The following is a 23,109-nucleotide window of genomic DNA, read 5'->3' as shown; positions in this document are numbered from 1 at the left end:
TTTCGAAAGCAACATCCCGTGTGCTCCCCGGACGATCTTCGGTAAAGTGCGCACCATCATTGACCACGAATGCTCTTCACCATAAGAGCTTCGATCACGGAAGCCGGCCATGACCGACAAGAGCCAACAATTCGCCAGCGACAACTATTCCGGTATCTGCCCTGAAGCCTGGGCTGCCATGGAGCAGGCCAACCACGGCCACCAGCGCGCTTATGGCGACGATGAATGGACCGCACGCGCGTCCGATCAATTCCGCAAACTGTTCGAAACCGACTGCGAAGTGTTCTTCGCCTTCAACGGCACCGCTGCCAACTCCCTGGCCCTGTCGTCGCTGTGCCAGAGTTACCACAGCGTGATCTGCTCGGAAACCGCCCACGTCGAGACCGACGAATGCGGCGCGCCCGAATTCTTCTCCAACGGCTCCAAGCTGCTGGTTGCGCGCACCGAAAATGGCAAGCTGACCCCGGCATCCATTCGTGAAGTCGCTCTCAAGCGCCAGGATATTCACTACCCAAAACCCCGCGTAGTGACCCTGACCCAGGCCACCGAAGTCGGCAGCATCTACACCCCTGAAGAAATCCGTGCCATCAGCGCCACCTGCAAGGAGCTCGGCCTGAACCTGCACATGGACGGCGCGCGATTCTCCAACGCCTGCGCCTTTCTAGGCTGCTCTCCAGCGGACCTGACCTGGAAGGCCGGTGTCGACGTGCTGTGCTTTGGCGGTACGAAAAACGGCATGGCGGTGGGTGAAGCGATCCTGTTTTTCAACCACAAACTGGCCGAAGACTTCGACTACCGCTGCAAGCAGGCCGGGCAGTTGGCCTCGAAAATGCGCTTCCTCTCGGCCCCCTGGGTCGGGATCCTGGAAAACGACGCCTGGCTCAAATACGCCCGCCACGCCAACCATTGCGCGCAATTGCTGGCCGAGCTGGTCAGCGATATTCCAGGAGTGGAACTGATGTTCCCGGTGCAGGCCAACGGCGTGTTCCTGCAACTGTCGGAACCAGCCATCGCCGCACTGACCGCCAAGGGCTGGCGCTTCTACACCTTCATCGGCAACGGCGGCGCGCGCTTCATGTGCTCGTGGGACACCGAGGAGGAACGGGTACGTGAATTGGCGGCGGACATTCGCGAGGTCATGTCCCGCTAAGCTTTCCCTCTGCAGTACCTGCTTGTGGACCTGCGCACCTGTAGGAGCCGTAGGAGCCGTAGGAGCCGTAGGAGCCGTAGGAGCCGTAGGAGCTGTCGAGTGCAACGAGGCTGCGATCTTTTGATTTTGATTTTAAAGTCAAGATCAAAAGATTGCAGCCTCGTTGCACTCGGCAGCTCCTACAGATTTCGTCATCCATGTTCCGCAGGGTCAATCAGCAGTCATCACCAACGCCGATTAAAACTCAATGCGCACGTCCCCTTTCGGCACGCTGCAGCACGACAGGATGAACCCTTCCGCTTCGTCCTCTTCGGTAATTCCGCCGTTGTGGTCCATTTCCACCTCGCCCCCCAATTTCAACACCTTGCACGTACCGCAAATACCCATCCCGCAGGCCTTCGGAATCAGCAAACCGAGCTTGGCCGCCGCCGCATGCACGGTTTCACCGGGTGCCACACGAATGCTCTTGCCGGACGAGATAAATTCGACCTGATGCAGATCCGCCAAATCAACTTCCGGCGCGTCGGCAGCAATTTCCGCCTGCTCCACCGCATCCGCCCGGGCTTCCGGTGGCGTCGCACCGAAGGATTCTTCGTGATAACGCGACATGTCGAAGCCGACCGCTTCAAGCATGCGCTTGACCGCATTCATGTACGGCGTCGGGCCGCAGCAGAACACTTCGCGCTCCATGAAGTCGGGTGCCATCAGCTCCAGCATCTTGTGGTTCAGGTAACCGCGATACCCCGCCCAAGGCTCACCCAGACCATGCTTCTCGCATATCAGGTGCAGGCTGAAGTTGTCGATCCGCGACGCCATGTGTTCGAGCTCACGGTGGTAGATGATGTCCTTGGGTGAACGGGCGCTGTGAATGAACACCATGTCGACGTTGCCGTTGGTGTCGTAGAACCAGCGCGCCATGGACATCACTGGCGTGATGCCGACCCCACCGCTGAGGTACAAGACCTTTGGCGCGGTAAAGTCCATGGCGTTGAACAGCCCGACCGGCCCGTGCACCGCCAGCTCCTGGCCTTCGTGCAGAGTGTCGTGCAACCAGTTCGAGACCTTGCCCCCCGGCACGCGCTTGATGGTCACGGAGAAGCTGTACGGCACAGAGGGCGAGCTGGAAATGGTGTAAGAACGCATGATCGGCACGCCTTCGATTTCCAGCTCCAGGGTAACGAACTGCCCCGGCTTGAAAAAGAACAGGATCGGCTGGTCTGCCATAAAGCAGAAAGTGCGCACGTCCCAGGTTTCCTGGATGACTTTGACGCAACGGACGATGTGTCGACCATTGGCCCAGGTCTGGGTGGTTACCGGATTCAGGAAGCTGTTGGACATGCTGTTCTCCACCGCCGATGGTCGGCCTTATGTTGGCGATTCTGCGTATAGCGCGAACCACCCATTTACCTATCTGCGACATTCACATACTTATCGCGACCAGCCCTTGGTTACCGGGGGTTGCGCGTCGGGAACAGATTGGGCCATGTCGCCCATGGATAAGGTTCTGGGCAGCGCCGGCCCCACACTCGCTCCACACAAAGACAGATTCTTTACACCTTGCGTAGCAAACCCGCTAAACCGGCCACATAGCCACTTTCGCCGGCCACACAGAATGGCCTTGAGGATCAAATTGATGGACGTCACCGCAAAAATCAGCCTGGGCGATCCGCTGGAACCCGCACGCAAGGCCACCGCACAGATGCTGCAAGAGCGCGAGCGCACTTTCTCGCTGCCGCAGCCGTTTTACTCTGACGAGCGGCTGTTTGATATCGACATGCAGGAAATTTTCCAGAAGGAGTGGTTGATCGCCGGCATGACCTGCGAGATCCCGACCAAGGGCAACTACCTGACCCTGCAGATCGGCAAGAACCCGATCATCGTGATCCGCGGTGCCGAAGGTGTGGTGCATGCGTTCCACAACGTCTGCCGTCACCGGGGTTCGCGTTTGTGCACCAGCGAAAAAGGCAAGGTCGCCAAGCTGGTCTGTCACTACCACCAGTGGACCTACGAGCTGGACGGCCGCCTGCTGTTCGCGGGCACCGAAATGGGTGCCGACTTCGACATGAAGCAGTACGGCCTCAAGCCGGTGAACGTGAAGACTGCGGGCGGCTACATCTTTATCAGCCTGGCGGAAAATCCGCCGGCCATCGATGACTTCCTGTCGACGCTGAACCACTACATGGAACCCTACGACATGGAGAACACCAAGGTGGCGATTACCACCACCCTGGTTGAAAAAGCCAACTGGAAGCTGGTACTGGAAAACAATCGCGAGTGCTACCACTGCAACGCCTCGCACCCGGAACTGCTCAAAACCCTGCTGGAATGGGACGACGTCACCGACCCGCGAGCCGACCAGGGGTTCAAGGACCACGTGGCCGCCTCGGCCGCTGCCTGGGAAGCCGAGAAGATCCCTTACGCGCATGCCAGCTTCGGCCTGCGTAACCGCATCGTGCGCATGCCGCTGCTCAAGGGCACCGTCTCGATGACCCTGGACGGCAAACAGGGCTGCGCAAAACTCATGGGGCGCATCAAGAACCCCGATCTGGGCTCGATGCGCATCCTGCACCTGCCGCACTCATGGAACCACTGCATGGGCGATCACATCATTGTGTTCACCGTGTGGCCGATCAGTGCCCAGGAAACCGTGGTCACCACCAAGTGGATCGTGCACAAGGACGCCGTTGAAGGCGTGGACTACGACGTTGATCGCATGCGCCAGGTCTGGGATGCCACCAACGACCAGGACCGTCGCCTGGCGGAAGAGAACCAGCGCGGGATCAATTCCACGGCTTACCAGCCTGGGCCGTATTCCAAGACCTATGAGTTCGGTGTGGTGAACTTTGTGGACTGGTACAGCGAACGCCTGCTGAACAATCTGGGGGCTGAGCCTGCGCCGTATCTCAAAGGCGTTCCCGTTCAAGGTTGATCAAAGTCAAAAGATCGCAGCCTGCACCAGCTCCTACAGTGACGCGTGCACCGATAATTTATCGGACACAACAAACTGTAGGAGCTGCCGCAGGCTGCGATCTTTTAACGACAACACCCGATTCAAGTTATAACTGTACGAAATATGATCAATTGCGTTCAGAGCTATACAGTGCGCAGCTCGTGGCCTTCCGCCAACAAGTTATCCACATCTCCACCCACAGCAATTGGGGACAACTGTGGATAGGCGGAAATCATTTCCGTATAAACTAAATAAAATCCGTGACTTATCCGAAACATGCGTTTATCGAAGCAACTGATCATTTTTTGATCTAATGCTTCAAAGCCACGCCCTGCCTGGCTCGCAGCGGATCGCAAACACCTTATCCACAGAAGCGCCAACAGACTTCGGGGACAACTATTGGAGATCTGTGGAAAACCAGGGGAAACCACGCTAAATCAGGGATTTCGAAGGATATTCATGTAGATAATGAGAGATTGGCTATTTTTTAATCAAACTCTTGAGAACCCCGATTTATGGGGCCTGTAGCCGACAGCAAACAACTTATCCACAAAAGCACCAACAGCGATTGTGGGCAAGTTGAAAGCACAGGAATAACTGGATCGTTTGACGTATTGAAGCCACAGCATCCTCCGGCCCAGAGCTCACGGCTCGGGTGCAGTGGCTGCCAAGCATTAGCGAACGACGCCTTCTTCGATCAACAACTTGAGGATCGCGTCGGCGCCGGCTTGCGCAGTCAATCCCTTCAAAACCTGCCCGCCCCCGCCACTGGCCTTGGCCGTCGCGGCCTTCATGCGATCAGCGCCACTTTTGGCCTTGATCACCTTCAAGCGTTTCGGCCGTGGCTTGGCCGGTTGCAGGGTCGCTACCGCGAGTAACTCATCGTCGAATACCTCGACTTCGTCCGCCTGCAACAAGCCGCGTCGCGCCGGGCCGTAGGCGCTCTGGCGAGGCTTGGGTGCAGCGTTATCCACAGTGGCCAGAAACGGCAGCCGTACTTTAAGGCGACGACGCTGGCCTCGCGGTAATGCCTGCAGCACCATTGCGCAATTACCGTCGATGGATTCAACCTGCGCCAGCCCCACGACTAGCGGCCAGCCGAGACTCTCCGCCAGCAGGAACGGCAGCATGCCCGACCCTTCGCCGGTTTCCGCCTGGCTGCCGGTGAGTACCACCTGGGCGCCGGCTTCACGCAAGTAGGCGGTCAATGCGGGCAATGCATCGGCGCCCTGCGGTTGTTCCAGTACATGCAGTTGCTCAAGGCCCATACCCAGATAGGCACGTAAGGCAGGCTCGGCGACGTCGCCTGCGTGCAGGACTTGCAAGTTATCCCCAGCCAGTTGCAAGCCCAGTTCTACCGCGCGCGCATCCTGCTCAGCGCGACGTGGCCGGCCGGAGGTTGGGTGGGCGCCGATGGACACCAGGCTGATGATTTTCGTGCTCATGACCTTTTCCTTCCCTTAAGCCGCATCGCGCTTGGCGTCGTTCCGGTAAGCCGCTACCGCATCGATCAAGGCTTGTAGAATCTCGGCACTCTCGCCGATCACCGACAGGTCGGCCCGTTTGATCATGTCGCAACCGGGGTCGAGATTGATCGCCACCACCTTGTCACAGGCACCGATGCCTTGCAGGTGCTGGATCGCCCCGGAAATCCCCACCGCTACATAGACCCGTGCGGTGACCCAGGTGCCGGACGCACCGACCTGACGGTCGCGCGCCATGAAGCCGTCGTCCACCGCTACCCGCGATGCGCCTTCGGTAGCGCCCAACGCTTGGGCGGTACTGTGGAAAAGTCCCCAGTCCTTGACGCCGTTACCGCCAGAGAAGATGAATTCCGCTTCGGCCATGGGAATCGCTGCCGGGTCGACTGCCACTGCGCCCAGATCTTCGATGCGCGAAAGGCTGCGCGCCACGGCTGTGGATAACTCCACCGGCAAGGCTTCATGACGGCTTTCACTGACCGGCTCGGCGCATTCGACGGCAGCCAGAATCAGGCGCGCAACCGGCCGGGCAAGATCCTGCAGGCCAGCACCGGCACGGCCGATACACTCCTGATCCTTGACCTGCCACACCCGTGTTGCCGGGCGTTCACCCAAGGTTGCGGCAAACCGACGGCCTAGTTCGCCGCCGCCGGTACGGCTGTCAGGCAGCAACCAGTGACGCGGATTGAACTGGTTATCCACAGCCCGCAGGCCCTGCACTCGTTGTTCCGGTGCATAACCGCTGAATTCCTCGCCGTCCAGCACCAACAGGCGATCCACGCCAGCGGTGGCAAATGTGCTTTCCTTGTGTTCACCGAACACCACCGCCAACACCGCGCCGTCCGAGCCAGCCAATTGATGAGCCAGCCCCAGCAAGTCACGGTCGTGACTGCTCAGGCGGCCACCGACCATGTCCGGGACCACGCAAATATAGAACGCCGGCGCAGGCACCTGATGCAGCGGCAATTGTACTTCTACAGCGGCGGTACGCTTGGTCGCCCCACCTTGCTGGGCCCCGCTGCGGTCGATGCGCTTCAGCCCGTTGGGCCCGATAAAGCCGACGCCGTGGGGGTTCTTGCGGATGACCCCGTTAGGCCCCATCCAGCTGTGTTGCGCCGGTTGCATGGCCGCGTGCAGCGGGTGCAAGCGGTTGCGGGCGATCCATTCGGCGCGCGGATCGCGGCGGATAATGTCGCTCATCAGTGGGCCTCCGCAGGTTCTTCATGTTGCACCGGTGCATTGGGCTTGTTCGGCGCCGCCTCTTCGAGCAGCGCGTCGGCCACCAGTTCAGCGATGTCCTTGATCAGCGGTCGCGGTTCGACCACGCCCTCAAGCATCGCGGTGCACTGTGGACAACCGACTGCCACCAGCTCGGCGCCGGTTTCGCGGATGTCTTCCATGCGCATGTCGGGGATTCGTTGCTTGCCCGGGATGTCGGTGATCGGCGCACCGCCACCACCGCCGCAGCAACGGGAACGGAAACCTGAACGCTGCATCTCTTTGACTTCGATGCCAAGGGCACGCAGCACTTCACGGGGTGCCTCGTACTCGCCGTTGTAACGACCGAGGTAGCACGGGTCGTGATAGGTGACGCTGCTGCCTTTGTGCTGGCCGAGGCTGAGGGCGCCGGCACCAATGATTTCTGCCATGTAGGTGCTGTGGTGCTGCACAAGGTAGTTGCCGTCGAAGGCGCCGTACTCGTTCTTCAACACGTGGAAGCTGTGGGGGTCACAGGTGACGATGCGGTTGAAGCTGTACCTGGCCAGGGTCTGGATATTGCGATTGGCCAACAGCTGGAAAGTCGCTTCGTCGCCCAGTCGCCGTGCCACGTCACCGCTGTCGCGTTCTTCAAGGCCCAAAACGGCGAAGTCGACCTTGGCCGCTTTCAGCACTTTGACAAACGCACGCAGAGTGCGCTGGTTGCGCATGTCGAAAGCACCGTCGCCGACCCAGAACAGCACGTCGACGGATTTTTTCTCGCTCATCAGATTGAGGTTCAAGTCCGCTGCCCAGTTCATCCGCCCTCCCGGGGCGAAGCCGCCGGGATTGTCGGTGGCGATCAGGTTTTCCAGGACTTCGGCGCCCTTGTTCGGGGTCGCGCCTTTTTCCAGGGTGAGGTGGCGGCGCATGTCAACGATGGCATCGACGTGCTCGATCATCATCGGGCACTCTTCAACGCAGGCGCGGCAAGTGGTACAGGACCATAGGGTTTCGGCGTCCACCAGACCGTTGACGATCGGCTGATGCGGATTGCCGGCGTGCTCACCGATGGGCTTGCCTGGGTATGGGCTTCCGGCAAAATTGGCATCGGTGCCACCGGCCAGGCCAACGACCATGTCCTGAATCAGTTTTTTCGGGTTCAACGGCTGGCCGGCGGCAAATGCCGGGCACGCGGCCTCGCACTTGCCACACTGTACGCAAGCGTCGAAGCCAAGCAACTGGTTCCAGGTGAAATCCTTGGGCTTTTCCACACCCAGCGGCGCAGTAGGATCGTTCAGATCCAGCGGTTTCAACCCGGTGGAGCGACCGCCGCCAAAGCGCTCGGCGCGACGGTGCCAGGCCAGGTGCAGAGCACCGGCAAAGGCGTGCTTCATCGGGCCGCCCCAAGTCATGCCTAAGAACAACTCGCAGACGCCCCACAACACGCCGACAAACAGGATTGCCGCCAGTATCCAACCGCCAAAGTTTTCCGGGAGGATGCCTGCTACTGGCAGGGTCACCAGGAAGAACGAAGCGGAGAACGCCAGGAGACTTTTCGGCAGGCGCATCCACGGGCCTTTGGACAAACGGGCCGGAGGATTGCGTCGGCGCAGGTAGACGAAAATTGCCCCCACGAACATCACGGCAGTCATCAGCAGCAGTGCATACCCGAGGAAGCGGTTATGCAGGCCGAAACCGTGAACCAGGATCGCCAGCACGGCGGAAGCCACCGCACCACCGGCGGTGGCGACGTGGGTATTGGCGATGTATTTGTCCCGCGCCACCACGTGGTGCAAGTCGACCATGTAGCGCTTTGGCATGGCAAGCAGGCCGCCGATCAGGTCAACTTTCGAAGCCCGGCCCCGACGCCACATGGCCACCCGCCGCAACGCGCCAAGGACAGCCAGGCCCAGGGCGGCAAACAACAGGATTGGAAGAAGGGTGTTCAACATGGTGAAGCTCCCACCAGTACATCTTGGAGAAACGCGTTCGGCGTAGGAGCTGCCGCAGGCTGCGATCTTTTGATCTTGATCTTGAAAACAGGATCAAAAGATCGCAGCCTCCGGCAGCTCCTACACAGGTGACGTCAAAAACTTAGAAATCCTTGCACAGCCGCAACGCGTCATAGATCGCCGCGTGCACGTTGCGCTGGGCTACGCAGTCGCCGATGCGAAACAGCAAGTAGCCGTCGCCGCTCTGTTCCAGGCAAGGCTGCGGCTTGATCGCGAACAGGGCTTCCACGTCGATCTGGCCCTTGTTGCGCGAGCCTTCTTTCATCGCGTAATAGATTTCTTCGTCCGGGCGCACGCCGTTTTCCACGACTACCTGATCCACCACCCGCTCCTCCTTGGCGCCGGTGTATTCGTTCTCCAGCACCGCCACCAGCTTGTCGCCTTCGCGGTAGACCTTCTCCAGCATCATGTCCCCGGTCATGATCACTTCTTTGGGGTACATGCTGCGGTAATAGGTCGGGAACGATGTGCCGCCAATTGCCACGCCTGGCTTGATGTCGTCGGTAACGATCTCGACCTGGCTGCCTTTGTCCGCGAGGAAGTCGGCGGTCGACATGCCGGTAAACTCGCAAATAGTGTCGTACACCAGCACGTTCTTGCCCGGCGCAACTTTGCCATCAAGGATGTCCCAGCTACTGACCACGAGGCCTTCAGCCGCGCCCCAGTGCTCATTCTGCTCCAGGAAGGGATGACCGCCGACGGCGAGCACGACGACGTCCGGGCGCAAATCCATAATGGTCGGCGCATCGGCCGCCACACCCAGGCGCAGGTCGACTTTCAAACGCGCCAGTTCCAGCTGATACCAGCGGGTGATACCGGCGATCTGGTCGCGCTGCGGCGCTTTCGACGCCGTGGTGATTTGCCCACCGATGAATTCCTTCTTCTCGAACAGGGTCACGTCGTGGCCACGTTCGGCGGCCACGCGCGCTGCCTCCATACCGGCAGGCCCGGCACCCACTACTACGACCTTGCGTTTGACCCCGGTAGTCTTTTCGATGATGTGCGGCACGCCCATGTATTCACGGGAAGTCGCTGCGTTCTGGATGCACAGCACATCCAGGCCCTGGTATTGCCGGTCGATGCAGTAGTTGGCACCGACGCACTGTTTGATCTGGTCGATCTGGCCCATCTTGATCTTGGCGATCAGGTGCGGGTCGGCGATGTGCGCTCGGGTCATGCCGACCATGTCGACGTAACCGCCTTCGAGAATGCGCGTCGCCTGGTTCGGATCCTTGATGTTCTGCGCGTGCAGAACCGGGGCCTTGACCACTTCCTTGATACCGGCTGCCAGGTGCAGAAACGGCTCCGGCGGATAACTCATGTTCGGGATCACGTTGGCCAGGGTGTTGTGGGTGTCGCAACCCGAGCCCACCACGCCAATGAAGTCCAGCATGCCGGTGTCGTCGTAGTACTTGGCGATCTGCTTCATGTCCTCGTGGGACAAACCATCCGGATGGAATTCATCGCCGCACAAGCGGATGCCGACGCAGAAATCGGGACCGACTTCGGCGCGCACGGCTTTTAATACTTCCAGGCCGAAACGCATACGGTTCTCGAAGCTGCCACCCCACTCATCGGTCCGCTTGTTGACGCGCGGGCTCCAGAACTGGTCGATCATATGCTGGTGCACGGCGGACAATTCGACGCCGTCCAGGCCACCGGCCTTGGCACGGCGTGCCGCTTGCGCGTAGTTGCCGATAACCCGCCAGATTTCTTCCGGCTCGATGGTTTTGCAAGTAGCACGGTGCACCGGCTCGCGCACCCCGGACGGCGACATCAGTGTCGGCCAGTTGAAGCCGTCCCAGCGCGAACGCCGGCCCATGTGGGTAATCTGGATCATGATCTTGGCGCCGTGCTTGTGCATGGCGTCAGCAAGATTCTGGAAATGCGGAATGATCCGGTCGGTGGACAGGTTCACCGAGCTCCACCACTCCTGCGGGCTGTCGATGGCCACCACCGAAGAACCACCGCAAATGGCCAGGCCGATCCCGCCCTTGGCTTTCTCTTCGTAATACTTGACGTACCGGTCGGTGGTCATGCCGCCGTCGGTCGCGTAGACCTCCGCGTGTGCGGTGCTGAGCACGCGGTTGCGGATGGTCAGTTTGCCGATCTGGATCGGCTGGAACATTGCTTCGAAAGCCATGGCGGGTTCCTCGACTTACAACGGCTTGACGGTGAACAAACCGTCGTCGTGGCCTTCTTCGGAGCCACCGTAGACTTGCTCGGCAACCGTGCGGATCTGGCTGCCGCGGGCTTGCAGAATCTGATCCATGGCACCGGCAAACCAGCCGGTGAACATGTAGTCGACCTTGCGCCCGACCTTGCCGTACACGTAGACGAATGCGGAGTGCTCGAGCTTGACGCTGGCGGTGCCTTTATCGAGGTCGATGTCCTGGATCTTGAACAGGCCCCAGCCGCGTTGTGACAGGCGCTTCATGTAGTGCTCGAACACCGCGACGCCTTCAAGGCCGTGGCATTCGGCTTCTTTTTCGCACCAGTGCCAGGCGGACTTGTAGCCGGCCTTGTAGAGGATTTCGGCATAGGCGTCGGCGCCCAGCACTTCCTCGATGCCCATGTGGTTGTTGACGAAGAAATGACGTGGCACGTACAGCATCGGCAGGGCATCGGAGGTCCAGACACCGGTCTCGCTGTCGACTTCGATAGGCAATTGCGGGGCGATCTTGGCCATGGAAACATAACTCCAGAAAAATTGGGGTGTTGCCTGCGGCGCGGATGGCCGCAGGTAAGGATTCAGAAGTGCGGCGGCTTATTCGCCCCAGACGTCTTTGAGCACGTTGACCCAGTTCTCGCCCATGATCTTGCGCACCACGCGCTCGCTATGGCCGCGCTTGAGCAGGGTTTCGGTGAGGTTCGGGAACTCGCCGACGGTGCGGATGCCCAGCGGGTTGATGATCTTGCCGAAGCTGGTCAGGCGGCGGGCGTAACCCTTGTCATGGGTCAGGTACTCGAAGAAGTCCTGGCCGTGACCCTGGGTAAAGTCGGTGCCGATGCCGATGGCGTCTTCGCCGACGATGTTCATGGTGTATTCGATGGCTTCGGCGTAGTCGTCGATAGTCGAATCGATGCCCTTGGCGAGGAACGGCGCGAACATGGTCACGCCGACAAAGCCACCGTGATCCGCAATGAACTTGAGTTCTTCATCGGATTTGTTGCGCGGGTGAATCTTCAGGCCCGACGGCAGGCAGTGGGAGTAGCAGACGGGTTTCTTCGATTCGAGAATCACCTCTTCAGAAGTTTTCGAACCGACGTGGGACAGGTCGCACATCACGCCAACTCGGTTCATCTCGGCGACGATTTCACGACCGAAACCGGACAGGCCACCATCGCGCTCGTAGCAACCGGTACCGACCAGGTTCTGGGTGTTGTAGCACATCTGCACAATACCGACGCCGAGCTGCTTGAACACCTCGACATAGCCGATCTGGTCTTCAAAGGCGTGGGCATTCTGGAAGCCGAAGAGGATACCGGTCTTGCCCTGCTCCTTGGCCTTGCGGATGTCGGCGGTGGTGCGAACCGGAATGACCAGGTCGCTGTTTTCACGAATCAGCTTCTGACTCGCGGCGATGTTGTTGACGGTGGCCTGGAAGCCCTCCCACACCGACACGGTGCAGTTGGCCGCCGTCAGGCCGCCTTTGCGCATGTCCTCGAACAGCTCACGGTTCCACTTGGCGATAATCAGCCCGTCGATAACGATGCTGTCGGCGTGCAGTTCGGCTGGGCTCATCAGGCTGTCCCCTATTGTCGATTCATGCGCCGAATCGTGTGCCGGCGCTTTGGAGCCAGCATATGCCTGAGCACCGGGACAGCCGGGTGCAAAAACGACAGGGGAATTGCCGAAAGCGTCAATCCGCGACAAAGGGTCGTCGCCACCCCTGCTCGCCCGCCTGTTCAAGCCCGTCAGGTTGAGCCAGAATCCGCTGCACGACTGGATGCTTCACTGAGGCTCAACTGGAATGAGGGACGGCAGCGCAATGAAAATGATCTTTCTGGTTCTGGCATTGATCGCCACGGCCGTACACGCGGAAGAAGAGTCCGAGACCACCCCCTGCGACGCTGTCGAAAACGACGTCCAGACCCTCGAATGCTCGGTCTATGGCCGAACCGCCGCCGAAGACCTGCTCAAGGACAACTACCAGACCCTGGCCGAGCGCATGCAAATACTCTACGGCAAGAACCCGACCCAGCTGGCAGACATCACCGCAAAAATCAAAGCGGCGCAGCAACAATGGCTGAAGACGCGAGACGCCGATTGCGCAGTCGAAGCGTTCCCGGCGACGAGTGGCAGCAAGGCGTTCACCATTGCGCAAAATGACTGCATTGCACGCATGAGTGATGAAAGGTCGGAGTTTTTGGAGTCGATCGGGCAGGAGTGAGTTAGAAATCCGAGCAATATTCAGACACGGTTGATGCCTTTGCCTTCGCGAGAGTATAAGTAAAGATTGATAGTCTTATAAAAGACTTATATTCTTCCAATGAACAGCATCCACTGGACACGCAAAGCCGTTAAGCAGCTGTTGAAATTGCACTCCATCCATCAGGTTAAAGTCCGTGATGCTGTCACGCTACTGACTTGCATGCCGGACGTGAACAATGTCAAAGCACTGGTGGGACATGACTACGCCTACCGACTACGAGTGGGTAGCTATCGCGTCATGTTCGACTGGGATGGCGTCATCAAAGTGGTCAGTATTCAAGAGGTCAAGAAACGCGATGAACGCACCTACTGACGTTCAAATCATCAACGATGCGGATGGCAATCCCGCTTTCGTCGTCATTCCCTATGCCCAGTACGTCGCACGCAAAATTGAACCCGATCTGATTCCTCACGAGGTAGTCAGTCGTATCGTTGACGGAGCGACGCCTATTCGCGCCTGGCGTGAACACCTTAACCTCACCCAGGACGAAGTCGCCAAACGTATGGGTATTTCTCAGCCGGCCTTCGCCCAGCAGGAGACAGTTGCCAAGCCTCGAAAGGCGACCCGGGAAAAGATTGCCGCTGCATTTGGAATAGGCGCCGATCAACTCGAACTGTAGGAAATTGCCTCCGTAGAAGCGGTGCAGGAGCTGTGTAGGAGCTGTCGAGTGCAACGAGGCTGCGATCTTTTCCACCATTAAACCCCAGCATCAAACCCCAAAGCCAAGGGAGGCAGCCCCGCCTCCACTCAGCAAAAACCGCCCTACCCAGTCACGTCCAGAACCCTTCATGCGCGCGCGCAGCCTCTGCTTCCAACATCGGCCCGAATGTCGGAATCTGTCGCTGGCCGCGCGCGAACACTTCCCGGCACGGCAACGAGAACGTCGGGTTTTCCGGGTGGCCACCCGTGAGCCCCAGCAAGGCATGCTCGGACAGCGCGTAGACCACTCGGCCAATGCCCGTCCAGTAAATCGCCCCCGCACACATGCAGCAGGGTTCGGCACTGGTGTAGAGCGTGCATTGTGCCAGGTCTGCCGGGCTTAGCAGCTTGGCCGCCTGCGCGGCTGCAGCGAGTTCGGCATGCTGGGTGGGATCGCCTTCCGGCGGCATGGAATTATTGCCCGCCGCCGCAATGATGTTACCGGCCCCATCGGCGACCAGTGCAGCAAACGGATGACGACCACGGGCCTTCGAGTCCTCTGCCAGTTCGAGAGAGCGGCGCAGCAGTTGCAGATCAAGCTCGGTGATGCCGGCAGGTACAGCGCAAGTGAAGCTTGTCATGTGAAACTCCTTATTATGTTCAACTGTGCCCCTGACTGCGTCGGCCAGGGGCTAAACACCTGTCAGTCGGCCAGCTCGGCGGCGGGTGCCACCGGCTCGCGCCTGCTCTGCGGATTGAGCAGGATATTGAGCACAATCGCGGTGATCGCACCGAGGAAGATTCCGCTTTCCAGTACCAGTTTGAGAGTGCCGCTGGCGTGTTCGAACAGCGCCGGGAACGACATCGGCAGCACACCGACGCTTATCGATACGGCAACGATGATTGCGTTGCGAGTCCCCTCGAATGTCACCCGTGAGAGCTCCTGGATACCGGCCACCGTGGTCATGCCGAACATCACCACGGCGCAACCGCCCAACACCGGCGTCGGCACCGCTGCGATCAGCGCACCCAGTTTGGGAAACAGGCCCATCAGCACCATGATTGCCCCCGCCGAAGCCACGACATACCGGCTCTTGACGTTGGAGAGCGCAATTAGGCCGGTGTTTTGGGTGAAGGCGTTGTAGGGGAAGCTGTTGAACAACCCGCCGAGCATTGTTGATAGCCCATCGGCACGGAATGCATTGCCAAGAGTTGTTTGCGTGGTGGTCTTGCCGGTCAATTTGCCGATCGCCAGGCAGTTACCGGTGGTTTCGGCCATGATCACCAACATCGCCAACGTCATGACCAGTATCGGCATCGGTGAAAACTGCGGCATGCCGAAGGCCATGGGCGGGCTCAGCTCGAACCAGGCTGCGCTGCTCACCTGCCCGAAGTGCGTCATGCCGAACGCTGCCGCGATCAGGCTGCCCACGAACAAGCCGATCAATACGCTTAGGTTGCCAATGAAGCCGGAAAACCTGGCATAGATCACCAATGTAACGATGACCGTGGCCAGCCCCAGCAGCAGGTTCGATGGCGCACCGAAATCTGCGGAATCAGGATTGCCGCCACCTAGCCAGATTGCCGCGGCAGGCATCAGGGAAATGCCGATGATGGTGATCAGGCTGCCGATCACCACGGGCGGAAAGAACCGCAGCAACCTACTGAACACGGGCGCCATGGCAATGGTGATCGCCCCCGCCGCGATCACCGCGCCGAACACTTCAGTGAGCCCGAACTCCTTGCCGATCATGATCATTGGTGCCAGCGCAATGAATGAACAGCCCTGTATCAGCGGCAGGCGCGCCCCGAACTTCCAGAAGCCGAGGGTCTGAATCATCGTGGCGATGCCCGACGTCAGCAGATTCGCATTGATCAACGTCACTATCTGCGCCGATGTCAGCCCCAGTGCGCTGCCCAGTATGAGTGGTACCGCCACCGCACCTGCATACATCACCAGTACATGCTGCAAACCGAATGTCACCAACTGGCGAACCGGCAGGATTTCGTCCACCGGATGAACCTGTGAATTGCTCATATCGAATGTCTCCTGAAGTGCTTTTTTCTTGTAGTCCTGGGAGGCGTCCACAGGCCAGGCACAGCGCAAATCGATGCAGCAGAAGAGGTCGTTTCAGGTCCGATATTCTCTGCTTGTAAACGATGGAGCAAATGAGCAACCATCGTTTTTAACGATAGATATATTCGCTTGAGGTCACGCCCATGCAGTTCTCTCTGGACCAGTTGCAAACATTCGTCCAGGCCGTGCACAGCGGGTCGTTCTCGGCGGCCGCGCGCAAGCTGGGCAAGACTCAATCAACCGTGAGCGTGGCGATTTCCAATCTGGAACAGGACCTGGGCGTGGAACTGTTCGATCGCTCGAATCGCAACCCGGTGCTGACCCAGGCCGGCCAGAAAATGTTGTTGCAGGCGCAGTCGGTGCTGGAACGTTGCCTGACCCTCCAGGCCCATGCGGATTGCCTGTCCGACGCGATCGAACCCAACGTGTCACTGGCCATTGAAACGCCCTACAACGCCGTCATGCCGGTGCTGCTGGAGTTCGAAGAGGCTTTCCCCTATGTCGATCTGGTGATCAGGCACCCTGTATATGGGGATGTCAGCGAACTCGTAGCCCAGGGCCAGGCCGTGCTGGGGATCGCCTTCTCCCAGCCGCAGTACCCGCCGCAGCTCGAATTCCAGCAGATGGGCAAGCTGATCATGCTGCACGTCTGTCACCCCGCACATGCGCTGGCGAAATTGAGCAGCGTGACCTTCGAAGACCTGCACGTGCACCGCCGCCTGGCGTTTAGCGCACACGCCGAAAAGCTGCCCAGCAGCGAGTACCTGCGTTCCACTCGGATCTGGCAGGCCGAAAACTACCTGGCGCTGCTGGAAATGGTCCGTGCCGGCCTCGGTTGGGCCACGTTGCCGCGCCAGTTGATCCAGCGTGAACTGGCCAATGGCGAACTGGTCGAACTGCAGTTGGGTGCGTATCCCCACACCGACTGGCATGTGGGTGTTGACCTGCTCTGGGCCCGTACACGCAAGATGGGCAAAGCCGAACGCTGGCTGAAGACGCGCCTGCAACAGAACAAAGTGTTTGAACTGGATCGTCGGGGGCAGTCCACCACCCTGTAACACTCATGCCGTGACTTCACCTCAAGGCTGCGCCACCATCACACTTCACCGACTTAGAAGGGCACGAAATGAAAATCTGCGGCATTGAAATCAAAGGCAGTGAAGCCATCATCGCCGTCGCGTCCCTCGACAATCAGGCGCTCAGCCACCTGCCCCTGGCCACCAAGAAAATTGCCCTGGACGATGACGACGAAGCGGCCAACGTCAAAGTGTTTGCCGCACAGGTGGCATCGTTCATTCGGGAGAACTCAATCGACCGGATCGTGATCAAGAAGCGCAGTAAGAAAGGCGAGTTTGCCGGTGGGCCGACCACCTTCAAGATCGAGGGAGTTTTTCAGTTGCTGGACAGTTGTGAGGTGACGCTGCTGTCGCCACAGACGATCAATGCCCAGGCCAAGAAGCACAATTTTGAACTGCCGGGGACGCTGAACAAATATCAGCATGAGGCGTACAAGGCGGCGTGTTCTGCGCTGATGAAGAAGTAATAGCCCACGCAGATCCTACATTTTCTGTGTTCATGCTTTTGCGGTACGTCGGTCTTCCCGCGGGCACCGCTCAAACTTCGCCCGATAACTGCGGGTGAAATACGACGGCGATTCAAACCCGCACGCAATGCTCACTTCCAGCACACTCATGTCCGTCTGCCGCAGCAGTTGCCGGGCCTTTTCCAGTCGTAATCGCAGATAGAAATTGCTCGGCGTGTCATTCAAGTGCAAGCGAAACAGGCGCTCCAGCTGGCGCCGCGTCACTTTGATCGATTCGGCCAGGGCCAGCGTACTCAACGGCGGCTCACTGTGCTGTTCCATCTCGCCGATCACCTGCACCAGTTTCTTGTTGCGAATGCCGTACCGACTGGCTACTTCCATGCGCTGGTGATCCTTGCGCGGGCGGATGCGACCGAGTACGAATTGTTCGCTGACCTGAATCGCCAGTTCCGGACCGTGGGCCTGGCCGATGAGATCGAGCATCAGGTCAATTGACGCCGTGCCGCCCGCCGAGGTAATGCGCCTGCGGTCGATCTCGAAAAGCTCCTGGGTGACGCTGAGCAGCGGATAGGACTCCTTGAACGCGTCGATGGCTTCCCAGTGCAGGGTCAGGCGATGGCCCTCAAGCAACCCTGCCTCGGCGAGGACGAAGCTGCCGGTGTCGATGGCGCCCAGGGTCACGCCGTCGCTGTCCAGCCGGCGCAGCCAGTGCTCAAGCGCGGGCGTGGCGAATTTCAGCGGTTCGAAGCCGGCGACTACCAGCAACGTCGCCCCTTTTGCGAGCGGCTCCAGCGCGGCATCGGCGTTGACCGACATGCCGTTACTGGCCAGAACAGCACCGCCATCTGCGCTCAGCACATGCCAGCGATAAAGTTCACCGCGAAAGCGATTGGCCACCCGCAGCGGCTCGATGGCCGAGATAAACCCTATGGCCGAAAAACCCGGCATCAACAAGAAGTAGAAATCCTGGGACATGGAGCGCACTCGACTGGCAGGTAACGAGAGGGCGGGAAGCGTGTGGACGTTGATACGCCAGTTGCAAGCGGCATTCAAGGGGCAGGTCGCTCCAGTGCAAGAGCTGGTCGCCGTAGTGCGTGTTGACGGGGTCTTAGCTGCGTAACTTGGCATCACCGGTGCACATAGACATCGGAACCCACAATAACGTCTGCCGAGGAACCCGACATGAAACGACTCATCAGCAGCTGTGTTCTTGCACTGAGCGGTACCGCTTTCCTGAGCGCCAGTGTCATGGCGGCCGAACCCGCTTCTTGCCAGAACGTACGCATGGGCGTGGTGAACTGGACCGACGTGATCGCCACCAGCGCCATGACTCAGGTGCTGCTAGACGGCCTCGGCTACAACACCAAACAAACCAGCGCGTCCCAGCAAATCATCTTCGCCGGGATCCGCGACCAGCGCCTGGACTTGTTCCTGGGGTACTGGAACCCGCTGATGACCCAGACCATCACTCCTTTCGTCGACGCGAAACAGGTCAAGGTGCTTGATGCGCCAAGCCTTAAAGACGCCCGCGCGACCCTTGCCGTGCCGACCTACCTGGCAGACAAAGGCCTGAAGACTTTCGCCGACATCGCCAGGTTCGAGAAAGAACTGGGCGGCAAGATCTACGGGATCGAGCCAGGCTCGGGTGCCAATACCCAGATCAAGGCGATGATCGCCAAGAACCAGTTCGGCCTGGGCAAATTCCAGCTGGTCGAGTCCAGTGAGGCCGGTATGCTCGCGGCAGTGGATCGTGCCGTGCGGCGCAAGGAAGCCGTGGTGTTCTTCGGCTGGGCGCCGCATCCAATGAACGTTAATGTGCAGATGACCTATCTCACCGGCAGCGACGATGCGCTCGGCCCGAACGAAGGCATGGCCACCGTCTGGACCGTTACCTCGCCGAACTATGCCCAGCAATGCCCGAACATCGGCCGCCTGCTCAGTAACCTGACCTACTCCGCCGAAGACGAGAGCCGGATGATGCAGCCGCTGCTGGATCACAAGGACGCATTCGAATCGGCCAAACAGTGGCTCAATGATCACCCCCAGGACAAACAGCGCTGGCTCGAAGGCGTGACCACCTTCGACGGCAAACCGGCCGCTGAAAACCTGAAACTGACCAGTAAATAAACCCTGACTGAACGCCCAATTGCAACCCCCAACGGGCTGCTAACGGACTCATCACGCCCGCCATTCCCCTAAAGAACAGGAACCTGCCTCATGAACCACGACGTCATCATCACCTGCGCACTTACCGGTGCTGGCGACACGACCGCCAAGAGCCCGCACATACCGGTCACCCCGAAGCAAATCGCAGCGGCGGCCGTGGAAGCCGCCAAGGCGGGCGCCACCGTGGTGCATTGCCATGTGCGCAGTCCCGAAACCGGCAAGTTCAGCCGGGATGTGGCGCTGTACCGCGAAGTGATGGAGCGCATCCGCGAAGCGGACGTCGACATCATCGTCAACCTGACCGCCGGCATGGGCGGCGACCTGGAAATCGGCGCTGGCGAAAACCCGATGGAATTCGGCCCCAACACTGACCTGGTCGGCCCCCTGACACGCCTGGCCCACGTCGAAGAGCTGCTGCCGGAAATCTGTACCCTGGATTGCGGCACGCTGAACTTCGGCGATGGCGACACCATTTACGTATCCACACCGGCGCAACTGCGCGCGGGCGCCAAGCGCATACAAGAGTTGGGCGTTAAGGCCGAGCTGGAAATCTTCGACACCGGGCACCTGTGGTTTGCCAAGCAGATGATCAAGGAAGGCTTGCTCGATGATCCGCTGTTCCAGCTGTGCCTGGGCATTCCGTGGGGCGCACCGGCCGATACCACCACCATGAAAGCCATGGTCGACAACCTTCCAGCCAACGCCGTCTGGGCCGGCTTTGGCATCGGACGCATGCAGATGCCGATGGCTGCGCAAGCGGTACTGCTCGGCGGCAACGTGCGGGTCGGCCTGGAAGACAACATCTGGCTGGACAAGGGCGTGTTGGCCACCAATGGCCAGTTGGTGGAGCGCGCCAGCGAAATCCTCAGCCGCCTCGGCGCCCGTGTCCTGACCCCAGCCGAAGGCCGGGCAAAAATGGGCCTGACCAAGCGCGGCTGAGCCGAATCACACCTCACCTGTGGGAGCGGGCTTGCCCGCGATAGCGCCGGTACTACCGATACATTTTCTTCGGCAGGAATACCGTCATCGCGGGCAAGCCCGCTCCCGCAGGGATCACCGAATTCTTTTAGGAAGTCGCCATGACGTTCATCACCGAAATCAAAACCTTCGCCGCCCTGGGCAGCGGTGTCATCGGCAGCGGCTGGGTGTCCCGCGCCCTCGCCCACGGCCTCAACGTAGTGGCCTGGGACCCCGCGCCTGGTGCTGAAGCCGCCCTGCGCAAACGCGTCGCCAACGCTTGGGGCGCCCTGGAAAAACAAGGCCTGGCCCCCGGCGCTTCGCAGGATCGCCTGCGCTTTGTCGCGACCATCGAAGAGTGTGTGCGCGATGCCGATTTCATTCAGGAAAGCGCCCCCGAGCGCCTGGACCTGAAACTCGAATTGCACAGCAAGATCAGTGCAGCAGCCAAACCCGACGCCTTGATCGGCTCCAGCACTTCGGGCCTGTTACCCAGCGAGTTCTACGAGAGTTCGACCCACCCGGAACGCTGCGTCGTTGGCCACCCGTTCAACCCGGTTTACCTGCTGCCCCTGGTGGAAGTGGTGGGCGGTAAAAACACGGCTCCGGAAGCTGTTCAAGCGGCGATGAAAGTCTACGAATCCCTGGGCATGCGTCCGCTGCATGTGCGCAAGGAAGTACCCGGCTTTATCGCCGACCGATTGCTCGAAGCGCTGTGGCGTGAGGCGCTGCACCTGGTGAACGATGGTGTGGCGACCACCGGTGAAATCGATGATGCCATTCGCTTTGGCGCGGGTCTGCGCTGGTCGTTCATGGGTACTTTCCTGACCTATACCCTCGCAGGCGGCGATGCCGGCATGCGGCATTTCATGGCGCAGTTTGGCCCGGCGTTGCAGTTGCCGTGGACCTACCTGCCGGCGCCGGAACTGACCGACAAGTTGATTGACGATGTGGTCGACGGGACCAGTGATCAATTGGGTACCCACAGCATTTCAGCGCTGGAGCGCTATCGTGATGATTGCCTGTTGGCGGTGCTGGAAGCGGTGAAAACCACCAAGCAGAAGCACGGGATGGCTTTTAGCGAGTAGAGCATCAGCAGGCCTGGCCCTATCGCGAGCAGGTTCGCTTCCACACTGATTGCAGGTTGGCCAGCTATGGGAGCAACCCCTAGTGTGGGAGCGAGCCTGCTCGCGATGGGGCCAGCCCAGCCTCCCTCATCATCGGAACCAGAAACAATGCCTACCCTCACCACCTACCAAACCACAATCATCCCCGACTGGGTCGACTACAACGGCCACCTGCGAGACGCGTTCTACCTGCTGATCTTCAGCTACGCCACCGACGCCCTGATGGATCGCCTCGGCATGGACAGCAGCCACCGAGAAGCCAGCGGCAACTCGCTCTTCACCCTCGAACTGCACCTCAATTACCTGCACGAAGTGAAGCTCGACGCCGAGGTCGAAGTACACACCCGGATCATCGGCCACGACAGCAAGCGCTTGCACCTTTATCACAGCCTGCACCTAGTGGGTGATGTCAAGGAGCTGGCGGGTAATGAGCAAATGCTGCTGCACGTCGACCTCGCTGGCCCCCGATCGGCGCCCTTCGGCGAAGACACCCTGGCCAGGCTTCAAGCCCTCGTCGCCGGGCAAACCGACGTGCCGCCGCCCCAGTACATTGGTCGAGTGATCGCATTACCCGCAAAAAAATAACCAGGAGATCGCCGTTGAACGACGCCGTTTTTGCCGACTTCCGAAATGAAGTATTGCAGCGCTGAAACCGCGTCATCGTTCATCGCGGGCAAGCCTTGCTCCCACAGGATCGCGGAGACCACAAACTTGAGCGCCGACTCTTAACCTGGGGAGCGGCGGTTCGACTTGCCCGCGAAGGCATCAGCCCAGGCACAACATCCTTCGCTGATCCACAGGCAAAAAAAACCCCGATCAAGCCGTGACAGGATCGAGGCAGAGGTGGGTACTGTTGAGGAGCCGTTGCGCGAGGGTGACCAACCTTCGTGAAGCCAGCTGTAACCAGTGTGCCGACTCCTCTCTTAACGCAATTAGCCGAAAACGACCTGTTCATAGGTATCGCGGCCATTACGAAAAATCGCCCTTGCCGCCACCGCGCCCCCCGATGAGAATCGAGATACGACACCGTTCCCTGAAGAAGGATTGCGTCATGATGCACGCCGATTTGATTGACCAGGAAGACCTGTTGGGCCAGCTGAAGTCATTGGGCTTTCAAGTACCCAGCGGCTCTACAGCCGAGCAGGCTTGCGAATGCGCGGTGCGCGGTTTGAACGATGAACGGGCGATAACGCTACGGACCATGGTCAAGCAGATGTATACCAGCAGCGCTACCATCCTGCCGGCTGTGCGCCAGGCGATCGACAGGCAATTGCTGCCAGCATTGGCGGCGTATCAGCAGAGCCGTAGCGCCTGATAGGAAGCCATCGCGGGCAAGCCTTGCTCCGACAGATAACAGCAGCAATCTGTGGG

22 protein-coding genes are annotated in these 23,109 nt (G+C 59.7%); 12 read left to right on the top strand and 10 right to left on the bottom strand.

Annotation, left to right across the window (positions count from 1 at the left end):
• Positions 1-109 precede the first annotated feature (109 nt).
• Positions 110-1,150 (top strand): threonine aldolase family protein, encoded by a 1,041-nt coding sequence (locus tag IMW75_RS05805; protein ID WP_045059907.1) that lies wholly within the window; start codon positions 110-112, stop codon positions 1,148-1,150.
• A gap of 237 nt (positions 1,151-1,387) precedes the next feature.
• On the opposite strand, the gene gbcB is transcribed toward IMW75_RS05805, so the two are convergent.
• Complete coding sequence (gene gbcB / locus IMW75_RS05800; protein ID WP_045059906.1) at positions 1,388-2,488, bottom strand: glycine-betaine demethylase subunit GbcB; 1,101 nt, start codon at positions 2,486-2,488, stop codon at positions 1,388-1,390.
• 295 nt (positions 2,489-2,783) lie between these two features.
• Between gbcB and gbcA the strand changes: the two genes are divergently transcribed.
• The gene (gene gbcA / locus IMW75_RS05795; protein WP_045059905.1) at positions 2,784-4,079 is read left to right on the top strand and encodes a glycine-betaine demethylase subunit GbcA; all 1,296 of its coding nucleotides are present in this window, start codon (positions 2,784-2,786) and stop codon (positions 4,077-4,079) included.
• Between the two features lie 695 nt (positions 4,080-4,774).
• On the opposite strand, the gene etfB is transcribed toward gbcA, so the two are convergent.
• The 6 genes from etfB to IMW75_RS05765 all read right to left on the bottom strand — a co-directional run bounded on the left by etfB (position 4,775) and on the right by IMW75_RS05765 (position 12,538).
• A complete protein-coding gene (gene etfB, locus IMW75_RS05790; RefSeq protein WP_205892079.1) occupies positions 4,775-5,545 on the bottom strand; it encodes an electron transfer flavoprotein subunit beta in 771 nt (256 codons plus the stop codon).
• A gap of 15 nt (positions 5,546-5,560) precedes the next feature.
• Entirely contained in the window at positions 5,561-6,781 is a 1,221-nt protein-coding gene (etfA, locus tag IMW75_RS05785; protein WP_205892078.1) for an electron transfer flavoprotein subunit alpha, read from the bottom strand.
• Positions 6,781-8,733 (bottom strand): (Fe-S)-binding protein, encoded by a 1,953-nt coding sequence (gene dgcB / locus IMW75_RS05780; protein ID WP_205892077.1) that lies wholly within the window; start codon positions 8,731-8,733, stop codon positions 6,781-6,783. The genes etfA and dgcB overlap by 1 nt, the downstream gene beginning before the upstream one ends.
• 142 nt (positions 8,734-8,875) lie before the next feature.
• Positions 8,876-10,936, bottom strand: coding sequence for a dimethylglycine demethylation protein DgcA (gene dgcA / locus IMW75_RS05775; protein ID WP_045059901.1), 2,061 nt, complete (start codon positions 10,934-10,936; stop codon positions 8,876-8,878).
• Between the two features lie 15 nt (positions 10,937-10,951).
• On the bottom strand, positions 10,952-11,482 hold the full coding sequence (locus tag IMW75_RS05770; protein WP_034116150.1) for a DUF5943 domain-containing protein: 531 nt from the start codon (positions 11,480-11,482) through the stop codon (positions 10,952-10,954).
• Positions 11,483-11,560: 78 nt separating this feature from the next.
• Positions 11,561-12,538, bottom strand: coding sequence for a dipeptidase (locus IMW75_RS05765; RefSeq protein ID WP_008033250.1), 978 nt, complete (start codon positions 12,536-12,538; stop codon positions 11,561-11,563).
• A gap of 247 nt (positions 12,539-12,785) precedes the next feature.
• On the opposite strand from IMW75_RS05765, the gene IMW75_RS05760 reads away from it, so the two are divergent.
• The 3 genes from IMW75_RS05760 to IMW75_RS05750 all read left to right on the top strand — a co-directional run bounded on the left by IMW75_RS05760 (position 12,786) and on the right by IMW75_RS05750 (position 13,848).
• On the top strand, positions 12,786-13,187 hold the full coding sequence (locus IMW75_RS05760) for a lysozyme inhibitor LprI family protein (protein WP_045059900.1): 402 nt from the start codon (positions 12,786-12,788) through the stop codon (positions 13,185-13,187).
• Between the two features lie 99 nt (positions 13,188-13,286).
• Positions 13,287-13,541, top strand: a complete 255-nt coding sequence (locus IMW75_RS05755) for a type II toxin-antitoxin system RelE family toxin (protein WP_045059899.1) — start codon at positions 13,287-13,289, stop codon at positions 13,539-13,541.
• A complete protein-coding gene (locus IMW75_RS05750; RefSeq protein ID WP_045059898.1) occupies positions 13,525-13,848 on the top strand; it encodes a helix-turn-helix domain-containing protein in 324 nt (107 codons plus the stop codon). The genes IMW75_RS05755 and IMW75_RS05750 overlap by 17 nt, the downstream gene beginning before the upstream one ends.
• A gap of 151 nt (positions 13,849-13,999) precedes the next feature.
• Here IMW75_RS05750 and IMW75_RS05745 read toward each other — a convergent pair whose 3' ends face one another.
• Complete coding sequence (locus IMW75_RS05745) at positions 14,000-14,509, bottom strand: nucleoside deaminase (RefSeq protein ID WP_045059897.1); 510 nt, start codon at positions 14,507-14,509, stop codon at positions 14,000-14,002.
• Positions 14,510-14,571: 62 nt separating this feature from the next.
• Positions 14,572-15,906, bottom strand: a complete 1,335-nt coding sequence (locus tag IMW75_RS05740) for a nucleobase:cation symporter-2 family protein (RefSeq protein WP_205892076.1) — start codon at positions 15,904-15,906, stop codon at positions 14,572-14,574.
• 182 nt (positions 15,907-16,088) lie between these two features.
• Between IMW75_RS05740 and IMW75_RS05735 the strand changes: the two genes are divergently transcribed.
• On the top strand, positions 16,089-17,003 hold the full coding sequence (locus tag IMW75_RS05735; protein WP_205892075.1) for a LysR family transcriptional regulator: 915 nt from the start codon (positions 16,089-16,091) through the stop codon (positions 17,001-17,003).
• 68 nt (positions 17,004-17,071) lie between these two features.
• A complete protein-coding gene (locus IMW75_RS05730; protein ID WP_045059894.1) occupies positions 17,072-17,488 on the top strand; it encodes a DUF3010 family protein in 417 nt (138 codons plus the stop codon).
• 30 nt (positions 17,489-17,518) lie between these two features.
• Here IMW75_RS05730 and IMW75_RS05725 read toward each other — a convergent pair whose 3' ends face one another.
• Positions 17,519-18,463: a GlxA family transcriptional regulator gene (locus tag IMW75_RS05725; RefSeq protein ID WP_205892074.1), complete on the bottom strand. Its 945-nt coding sequence runs from the start codon at positions 18,461-18,463 to the stop codon at positions 17,519-17,521.
• Positions 18,464-18,670: 207 nt separating this feature from the next.
• Between IMW75_RS05725 and choX the strand changes: the two genes are divergently transcribed.
• The 5 genes from choX to IMW75_RS05700 all read left to right on the top strand — a co-directional run bounded on the left by choX (position 18,671) and on the right by IMW75_RS05700 (position 23,053).
• Positions 18,671-19,615, top strand: coding sequence for a choline ABC transporter substrate-binding protein (gene choX / locus IMW75_RS05720; protein ID WP_045059892.1), 945 nt, complete (start codon positions 18,671-18,673; stop codon positions 19,613-19,615).
• A gap of 90 nt (positions 19,616-19,705) precedes the next feature.
• Positions 19,706-20,593 (top strand): 3-dehydrocarnitine:acetyl-CoA trimethylamine transferase CdhC, encoded by an 888-nt coding sequence (gene cdhC / locus IMW75_RS05715; RefSeq protein WP_205892073.1) that lies wholly within the window; start codon positions 19,706-19,708, stop codon positions 20,591-20,593.
• Positions 20,594-20,733: 140 nt separating this feature from the next.
• Positions 20,734-21,699 carry an L-carnitine dehydrogenase gene (locus IMW75_RS05710; RefSeq protein ID WP_045059890.1) on the top strand — a complete coding sequence of 322 codons (966 nt, stop codon included), beginning with the start codon at positions 20,734-20,736 and terminating at the stop codon, positions 21,697-21,699.
• Positions 21,700-21,846: 147 nt separating this feature from the next.
• Positions 21,847-22,323 (top strand): thioesterase family protein, encoded by a 477-nt coding sequence (locus tag IMW75_RS05705; RefSeq protein WP_205892072.1) that lies wholly within the window; start codon positions 21,847-21,849, stop codon positions 22,321-22,323.
• Between the two features lie 466 nt (positions 22,324-22,789).
• Positions 22,790-23,053, top strand: a complete 264-nt coding sequence (locus IMW75_RS05700) for a hypothetical protein (protein ID WP_045059888.1) — start codon at positions 22,790-22,792, stop codon at positions 23,051-23,053.
• Positions 23,054-23,109: the final 56 nt, after the last annotated feature.

Origin of the sequence: Pseudomonas gregormendelii, assembly GCF_017114825.1 — a bacterium.
Taxonomy (GTDB): domain Bacteria; phylum Pseudomonadota; class Gammaproteobacteria; order Pseudomonadales; family Pseudomonadaceae; genus Aquipseudomonas; species Aquipseudomonas gregormendelii.
The sequence above is the reverse complement of the archived record's forward strand: the minus strand, read 5'-3'. Positions and strand labels throughout refer to the sequence as shown.